At 67.0% G+C, this 2,232-nt stretch carries 4 protein-coding genes and 1 pseudogene; 1 reads left to right on the top strand and 4 read right to left on the bottom strand.

The window, feature by feature from the left end; genetic code table 11:
• The 3 genes and pseudogenes from ACWCSU_RS52725 to ACWCSU_RS52735 form a co-directional block, all read right to left on the bottom strand.
• Positions 1–97: pseudogene (locus ACWCSU_RS52725) on the bottom strand (IS5/IS1182 family transposase); the annotation flags it as partial.
• Positions 98–125: 28 nt separating this feature from the next.
• Entirely contained in the window at positions 126–500 is a 375-nt protein-coding gene (locus tag ACWCSU_RS52730) for a DUF1801 domain-containing protein (protein ID WP_449945226.1), read from the bottom strand.
• A gap of 32 nt (positions 501–532) precedes the next feature.
• Positions 533–925, bottom strand: coding sequence for a DUF1761 domain-containing protein (locus ACWCSU_RS52735; RefSeq protein WP_352361794.1), 393 nt, complete (start codon positions 923–925; stop codon positions 533–535).
• Positions 926–1,011: 86 nt separating this feature from the next.
• Between ACWCSU_RS52735 and ACWCSU_RS52740 the strand changes: the two genes are divergently transcribed.
• A complete protein-coding gene (locus tag ACWCSU_RS52740) occupies positions 1,012–1,650 on the top strand; it encodes a TetR/AcrR family transcriptional regulator (protein WP_449945230.1) in 639 nt (212 codons plus the stop codon).
• Positions 1,651–1,688: 38 nt separating this feature from the next.
• Here the strand turns inward: ACWCSU_RS52740 and ACWCSU_RS52745 are convergent, their stop codons facing one another.
• The gene (locus ACWCSU_RS52745; RefSeq protein ID WP_352361790.1) at positions 1,689–1,922 is read right to left on the bottom strand and encodes a hypothetical protein; all 234 of its coding nucleotides are present in this window, start codon (positions 1,920–1,922) and stop codon (positions 1,689–1,691) included.
• Positions 1,923–2,232 lie beyond the last annotated feature (310 nt).

Raw genomic sequence — 2,232 nt, forward strand, 5'->3', positions numbered from 1 at the left:
TGCCCGGCAGCGAGCCGGAGGTCCAGACGACGCTGCCGTCCGGAGAGGCGATGACCTGGACGTTCATCCCGTGCCTGCGGTGCTTGGCCGAGTAGGCCGTATTCCGGTGGCACCCCTACAGCGGCCTACCTGCGTTGATCCTTGAGTTTGCGCCACCCGCCGGCCCGGTTGTCGGCGATGATCTGCCGGAACATCGCGATGAGGGCAGGAGCGTTGATCGTCTCACCTTCGCGGAACGCCACCGTACGGGCGGTCTTGTTGTCGTGGCCGGCCGTGATGATCCCTTCGGGGTCAGGGACAATGCCGCCGTCGTACAGGAACACGTTGACGTGGTCCTTCGCGGCGAGAAACGCGCACACGTTGCCCTGCAGCACGAAGTAGGGCCGGACGGTTCGCTTGATGGTCTCGGTGACTTCGGGGTCGGCGGCATGGATCAGGTCCCGGACCTGCTGGCAGATGTCCTGCTGCCACTCGGGCAGGGCTTTGATGTAGTCGTCCACGCGCGGGTCGGTCTCATAGGGTCGTACGTCGTTCACAGCCAGGCACCCACGATCGCCGAGATGACGAGAATCTTGATCAGCCAGTCGCCCGCGTGCAGCGCCGCGGTGGCGGCGGGGGTCTTCTCCCACATCATGGACCCGGTGAGAAGCACTGCCGGGAACCCGACCCAGAGCACGAGGCCGAGCACCACCGCCGACCACATGCCGGTGAGGCCGGCGTACCGGGCCAAGCCCGCGATCACGGCGGCGACCACGAGGCTGCGCGCCAGCTCCAGAAGGATCTTCAGCGGCGGCGGCCGATCGCCCCGGTCCGGGGCACGCTCACCCAGCAGGCGCTTCTCGACCGGTGTGAGCAGGGCGTAGTAGGCCGAACTGAACACGAACGCCACGATTGCCGCGGCGATGACGGAGATCGAGCTTCCCACGTTCACCTCCTGAGTAAACTAAACGGTACCGTTTATTCGATTCGTAAACTAAACCGTGTAGTATCCTCTGTCAAGGAGGTAGTTCGTTGTCCGCTTCGACACGGGCTGAGGCCCGCTCGGCGCGCAAGCGCCAGGAGATTCTCACGGCCGCACGGTCGGTGTTCACCGCCCACGGTTACGTCGGCACGAGCATGGACGCGGTGGCCGCCGCGGCGGGCGCCTCGAAACGGACGGTGTACCAGTACTTCGCCGACAAGGAGCAACTGTTCGCCGGCGTCGTGCTGGACACCGTCGATCGCGGCTACGAGCACTTCAAGCCCATGATCCTCGCGCTCGCCGAAGTGGACGACCTCGAGACAGCCCTGCGGGACCACGCCCGGATGACGCTCGCCGGGTTGATGAACCCGGAGATACTCCAGATGCGACGCCTCGTCGTCGCCGAGGCGGAGCGTTTCCCGGCGATCGGACGTGAGTACTTCGAACGGAGTTGGGACCGTACCCTGAAGCTCCTCGCGCAGACCTTCGCGAAGCTCACCGAACGTGGCCTGCTGAACACCCCGGACCCCGAGCGCGCCGCCTACATGTTCACCTGGCTGATCGTTTCGGTCCCCACCAACCGAGCCGCCTTCCTGGGCGACGCGTCCGTCGGCTCCCCGGAGGAACTGACCGCCCTGGCCGACGAGGGCACTCGCATCTTCCTCGCCGCCTTCGCCGCCGGTAGCTAGGGGGGCGACACACTCGGCCTGTTGCGGGGGCGATGCGTTCAGGGGAGAAGGCCGTTCACCAGGGCGCGTACGCCCTTGGCGTAGGTGTAGCGGGCGGTCAGGTCTTCCCATCGCCTCGCCACCGTGCTCAGCCGGGGGAACTCCTCGGCGTCCAGTTCGGCGAAGACGCGCTCCCGATAGGTGGGTCCGCCTTCTTCTCGTCGCTTGCGAGCCGCCGCCCGGCGGCTGATCTCGCGGGCGGTGTAGTGCCAGATGATCCGGTACACGTCCACCGCCTCCTCGATCGTCAGCCCCCCGCGTACGGCGGCGTCGACGATCCGCTCCGGGTGGTGATGCGGGCGGAGGTTTCCTCACCGAGGCGGACGTAGCGTCCAAGGCTGGACAAGGCCGTGGGAGCGCGTCGTCCGGAGGTGGGACGCGTCGCTCGGCCAGAGAGACGGGGCCGGCTCGGCGCCCCCATGGCAGTCGGGCGATTGCGGTGGCGCAGTGAGGCTTTTTCATCTGTGGGCGAGCTCGTAGTTCTGCAGGACGGCGATCGCCTTGCACAGCTGGCCCGCCTTGTGCGGGCAGCAGCGGAGCTTG

Source organism: Nonomuraea sp. NPDC001699, assembly GCF_053596455.1.